Source organism: uncultured Jannaschia sp. (assembly GCF_947494055.1).
Lineage (GTDB): Bacteria > Pseudomonadota > Alphaproteobacteria > Rhodobacterales > Rhodobacteraceae > Jannaschia.
Window position 1 is genome coordinate 1 of the sequence record NZ_CANLTR010000087.1, and the last position, 5,594, is coordinate 5,594.

Consider the following 5,594-nt stretch of genomic DNA (forward strand, 5'->3'; position numbering starts at 1 on the left):
TTTCGATCCGTCATCAGACACTCCTATCCGGGTCTCCTCGACCCTATCAGGGCGTCCACCGGACCGGGGGAAGATCAGTCCGTCGAGCGTCGTACCTTGACCGGGCTCCGCAATGACCGCCTTGATCAGCTCTGTCGCCTCAAGAACCAGCCCGCCCACGGCGGCAGCGTCGTCGCTTACCGCAAGAACGTGTTCGGCCATGTCGACGATGTCCCGCTCGAAGAGCGGATGCGGGCCGACCTTCATCAGCCACGGTCCTGGTTTTCGGCCTCCTGCTAGAGCCTCGATGCGAGGCCAACGCGCCTGCCGTGAGTTCGTCCAGTCTGCCCACCGGACCCCACTCATCGACGGGCAGCGCGAGCCGCGCCTGACCTCACCTCGGCCCTCCAGTAAAGCTGCTTGACGCACACGTGTCGCACGTGCGCGAGCGAACTTCTCCGAGACGACTGACCCGGCCGATCCGAAACCCCGGCAGCGCGCATCGAGCCTTCACCACACGCTGCTTGCATGGAGATGTCGATCTTCGCGCCAGTATCTTTCGGCATCTGGAGACGGGGGGCAGGGTGTATTGAATCGGAATGCTAGACGCTTCGAACGGCACCGCTTCGGCATCACGAGCCGCATCGGTTCACGGAGTGTCTAGGCTGGACCGAGCGGAACCATGGACGATACATGACAGGATGCGAGGTTCGATCTATCCATCCTGGAACAGCAAGCTTTCGCCTCGGCGATCACGGGCGTTTTCAATGTCGAGAGCTCGGACGACAGCGTTTGCAGCAGCAGCTTTGCGATGAGCCGGGTCCGTCTCGACGCGACCGACATCCGCATCCTCGATGCACTGCAACGCCATGGACGGCTGAGCAAGGCTCGCTTAGCCGGGATCGTCAACCTTTCGCCGACGCCCGCTTGGTCACGGCTTGCGCGGCTGGAGGCCGTCGGGCTGGTGCGTGGCTATCATGCCGACATCGCCATCGCGCGGATCGCCGACGTGACGCAGGTCGTGGTGACGCTGTCGCTCGCAAGGCACCGCCGGGCCGACTTCGACCGCTTCGAGGCATATGTCCGCGACTGTGACGCCGTGACGGACTGCATCGCGACCGGTGGCGGTATGGACTACGTGCTGACCTTCGTCTGCCCGGATCTCGCCGCGTTCCAACTTGAGATGGATGCGATGCTGGCCGCCGAGCTCGGGGTCGAGCGGTACTTTACCTACATCGTCACGCGCGAGGTCAAGCGCGCACGGCCTACCCTGTCGCGGCTGATCGAAAGCGGGGACCAGTCCGAACGGTCTGCCATCCGCGCGCGAACGGACCGTCCGGACTGACTCCGGTCCGACTTTCGGACCGCATCGGCGGTCCAGCGGCGTTAGGATTCAGTTGATCGATATCGCCAGGGATGGCGACTGGCAGGGGGATGGTCACGCATGAATGATACGCACGGAGTCGGTTTCGGCACGCAGATCCGCCGGTCGCCCTTTTTCGACGCGACGCTGCGATGGGGCGCGCAAGGCTTCTCGGTCTACAACCACATGTATATCCCGCGCGACTTCGGCGATCCGGTGGCGAACTTCTGGAACCTCGTCGAGCGCGCGATCCTTTGCGACGTGGCCGTCGAGCGGCAGGTCGAGATTGCCGGGCCGGACGCCGCCTGCTTTACCCAGATGCTGACGCCCCGCAATCTGTCCGCGATGCAGGTCGGGCAATGCAAGTACGTGCTGATCACCAATGCCGAGGGCGGGATCGTCAACGACCCGGTGCTGCTGCGGCTGGCCGAGGACCGGTTCTGGCTCTCGCTTGCCGACAGCGATGTGCTGCTCTGGGCGCAGGGGCTGGCGATCCATTCGGGGATGGACGTGACCATCCGCGAGCCTGACGTCTCGCCGTTGCAACTCCAGGGACCGCGCTCCGGCGACATCGTGCGGAAACTCTTCGGCGACGCGATGATGGATCTGGGCTACTACCGGCTCCACCAGACGGAGCTCGACGGCATTCCACTCGTGGTGTCGCGGACCGGGTGGTCGAGCGAGCTCGGCTACGAGCTCTACCTCCAGGATGCCGCGCAGGGCGACGAACTCTGGGAGAGGATCATGGCGGCGGGGGCGTCCTTCGGCCTCGCGGCGGGGCATACCTCGACGATCCGGCGGATCGAGGGCGGGATGCTGTCCTACCATGCAGACATGGATATCGGGACCAATCCGTTCGAGCTGGGCCTCGACCGGCTGGTCGATCTCGACATGGAGGCCGAGTTCGTTGGGAAGACCGCGCTGCGCCAAATCCGCGATGCGGGCGTGTCGCGCAGGCAGGTCGGGCTGGTGATCGAGGCCGAGCCTCTGGCGGGACCGAACACGACGTTCTGGCCGATCGAAGCCAAGGGCGAAACGGTCGGCAAGGTCACCTCGGCGGTCCATTCGCCGCGTCTGGGCCGGAACATCGCGCTGGCCATGGTTGCCTCCGCAGAGGCCGAAATCGGCACGGAACTCAAGATCGCGCTGCCGTCTGGCCCGGCGCGGGCAACGGTGGTGGAACGTCCGTTCCACGACCCCAAGAAGCGCCTCGCGGCGGCCTGAGCCAAGGAGGTGCCGGAATGTCCGACGATCTGTCGATCGAGCTGAGTTGGGAGCGGGGCGAGACGGAGCTTCGTCCTGAAGGTTATTCGAACGCCCACGTGCTGAGGTTCGGCCCCGGCCACGTCCTGTCCGGCGACGCCGCGCCCGGATGGGGCGGCGATCCGGCCAACACCAACCCGGAGCAGGCGCTCGCCGCTTTCTTGTCGAGCTGCCACATGATGACTTTCCTCGCCCTGAGCGCCAAAGCCGGCTGGCCGGTGGCGCGCTATGACGATCGGGCCGTGGCGTATCTCGGCAGAAACGCGAAAGGCTGCATGTCGGTCACGCGCATCGAGCTCAATCCGAGCGTCGCTTTCGACGAGGGCTTTGTGATCGACGAGACCGGGATGGCGACGATGCACGGCCGCGCGCACCGCTACTGCTTCATTGCCAACACGCTTTCGGAAAGCGTCGAGATTGCCGTCACCGCTCGGCCGGGCGGCGGACAGTGACCGACATTCTGCACACCGAGACCGAGGACGGCATCCTGCGGCTGACACTGAGCGATCCCGCGCGGCGCAACGCCCTCTCGGAAGCGATGCTCGATGCGCTCGGCGCCGCGTTCGAGCGGGCCGCCGACGATCCCGCGGTGCGCGTCGTCGTCTTGGCCGCCGAGGGCCCGACCTTTTGCGCGGGGCACGATCTGAAGGAACTGACGGCGGCGCGCGACGCTCCGGATGACGGCCGGTCCTACTTCGCCGACCTGATGGCGCGCTGCGCGGCCGTGATGCAGGCGATCGTGGCCTGCCCGAAGCCGGTGATCGCCGAAGTCGCAGGCGTCGCGACCGCTGCGGGCTGCCAGCTCGTGGCGAGCTGCGATCTCGCCGTCGCCGCCGAGACGGCACGCTTCAGCACGCCGGGCGTACATATCGGCCTCTTCTGTTCGACGCCGATGGTCGCATTGTCGCGCAACGTCGCCGCCAAGCACGCGATGGAGATGCTGCTGACGGGCGACATGGTCCCCGCAAGCAGATCCGAGCGGATCGGGCTCGTCAACCGCGTCACGACGCCCGGGACGCTGCGCGATGAAACGATGGCGCTGGCGCACGAGATCGCGTCGAAATCGGCCATGTCTCTCGCGACGGGCAAGGCGGCCTTTTACCGGCAGCGGGAGATGCCGCTTTCGGAGGCCTATCACTTCGCCTCCGAAATCATGGTCGAGAACATGCTCGCGCAGGATGCGCGCGAGGGGATCGGCGCTTTCGTCGCGAAGCGCGCGCCGCGCTGGCAGGACCGCTGATCCCGTGGCGCAGGGCGACTACGACACCGGTCTGGAGCGATGCCCGGCGAATTACCAGCCGCTGACGCCGCTCACGTTCCTGAGACGCGCGGCGGAAGTCTTTCCGGATCGGACAGCCATTGCCCACGGCGCGCTCCGCCGAACCTACGCCGAGTTCTACGCGCGCTCGCGCCGTCTTGCCTCGACGCTCGTGGCGCGCGGCATCGGTCGGGGGAACACGGTCTCGGTGCTGCTGCCGAACGTGCCGGCGATGCTGGAATGCCATCACGGCGTGCCGATGTCGGGGGCCGTCCTGCACTCCATCAACACCCGACTCGACGCCGCCGCCATCGCCTTCCAGCTCGATCATGCCTGCTCCCGGCTGCTGATCGTGGATGTCGAGTTCGCCTCTCGCGCGCGCGAGGCGGTGGCATTGTCATCTGCACGTCCGCCCCTCGTCCTCTGCGACGACGCGGAGTTCGACGGCCCGCGCCCCGAAGCTGCGGCTGTCGACTACGAGGCGATGCTCGACGCAGGCGATCCCGAGTTCGACTGGCCCATGCCCCGGGACGAATGGGACGCGATCTCGATCAACTACACCTCCGGGACGACGGGTAATCCGAAGGGCGTCGTTTCGCACCACCGCGGCGCCTACCTGTTGGCCCAGGCGAACGCGCTCACGACGGCGATGGGGCAGCACGCGGTCTATCTGTGGACGCTGCCGATGTTCCACTGCAACGGCTGGTGCTTTCCCTGGACGCTGTCCGTGGTGGCTGGCACCCATGTCTGCCTTCGTGAGGTCCGCGACGCCCCGATCTGGCGGGCGCTGGCCGAGGACGGGGTCACCCATCTGTGCGGCGCGCCCATCGTGATGTCGCTGATCGACGCGGCGCCCGAAGGCGCAAGACGCGCGTTGACGCGGCGGGTGCGCTTCTGCACCGCCGCCGCGCCGCCGCCCGAGACGCTGCTTGCCCGAATGCGCGCAGCGGGCTTCGAGGTCACCCACCTCTACGGTTTGACGGAGACCTATGGTCCCGCCGTCGTGAACGAATGGCACGAGGACTGGTCCGATCTGTCTTCGACGGAGCAGGCCACTCTCAACGCACGCCAGGGCGTGCGCTACCTGCCGCTCGAGGATCTCGCTGTCATGGACCCCGGGACCATGCGGCCGGTGCCGAGCGACGGCAAGACCATGGGCGAAGTCATGTTCCGCGGCAACGTCGTGATGAAAGGGTATTTCCGGAACGAGGCGGCGACACGCGCGGCGTTCGACGGCGGGTGGTTCCATTCGGGCGATCTGGGCGTAGTTCACCCCGACGGCTACCTCCAGCTTCGTGACCGGTCCAAGGACGTCATCATCTCGGGAGGCGAGAACATCTCCTCCATCGAGGTGGAAGAGGTCCTCTACCGTCATCCGGACATTGCGGTGTGCGCTGTGGTGGCGATGCCCCACCCGGGATGGGGCGAAACCCCTTGCGCATTCGTGGAACTGGTTCCCGGCGCACAGGCGGATGCCGACGCGCTGCGGGCGTGGTGCCGCGAACGGCTCGCTCACTACAAGGTTCCGGGCCGGTTCGTGTTCGACGCGGTCCCCCGAACATCGACAGGCAAGGTCCAGAAGTTCGTGCTGCGAGAAAGGGCTGGAAACCTGGGGCCTGACAATCTCGCATAGTCTCGGTCTACTACACTGGCCTTGATGGTGTGACCGCCCCCCGACGGCATCGATGTGCCAAGGTGGGTTTGCTGTAATCCACGGGAGGGAGCGGTCAT

At 66.3% G+C, this 5,594-nt stretch carries 6 protein-coding genes; 5 read left to right on the forward strand and 1 reads right to left on the reverse strand.

What is annotated here, in order from left to right:
- The coding region (locus Q1A87_RS22715; protein ID WP_299656912.1) for a hypothetical protein at window positions 1–246 on the reverse strand (246 nt) is incomplete at its 3' end.
- A 544-nt stretch (window positions 247–790) separates the two neighbouring features.
- Between Q1A87_RS22715 and Q1A87_RS22720 the strand changes: the two genes are divergently transcribed.
- The 5 genes from Q1A87_RS22720 to Q1A87_RS22740 all read left to right on the forward strand — a co-directional run bounded on the left by Q1A87_RS22720 (window position 791) and on the right by Q1A87_RS22740 (window position 5,496).
- Window positions 791–1,324 carry an Lrp/AsnC family transcriptional regulator gene (locus Q1A87_RS22720; RefSeq protein WP_299656914.1) on the forward strand — a complete coding sequence of 178 codons (534 nt, stop codon included), beginning with the start codon at window positions 791–793 and terminating at the stop codon, window positions 1,322–1,324.
- Between the two features lie 99 nt (window positions 1,325–1,423).
- Window positions 1,424–2,566 carry a glycine cleavage T C-terminal barrel domain-containing protein gene (locus tag Q1A87_RS22725; protein WP_299656917.1) on the forward strand — a complete coding sequence of 381 codons (1,143 nt, stop codon included), beginning with the start codon at window positions 1,424–1,426 and terminating at the stop codon, window positions 2,564–2,566.
- Window positions 2,567–2,583: 17 nt separating this feature from the next.
- Window positions 2,584–3,057 (forward strand): OsmC family protein, encoded by a 474-nt coding sequence (locus Q1A87_RS22730; protein ID WP_299656920.1) that lies wholly within the window; start codon window positions 2,584–2,586, stop codon window positions 3,055–3,057.
- Entirely contained in the window at window positions 3,054–3,845 is a 792-nt protein-coding gene (locus tag Q1A87_RS22735; protein WP_299656923.1) for an enoyl-CoA hydratase, read from the forward strand. Before Q1A87_RS22730 ends, Q1A87_RS22735 begins: the two co-directional genes overlap by 4 nt.
- Before the next feature lie 4 nt (window positions 3,846–3,849).
- Window positions 3,850–5,496 (forward strand): acyl-CoA synthetase, encoded by a 1,647-nt coding sequence (locus tag Q1A87_RS22740; RefSeq protein WP_299656926.1) that lies wholly within the window; start codon window positions 3,850–3,852, stop codon window positions 5,494–5,496.
- Window positions 5,497–5,594 lie beyond the last annotated feature (98 nt).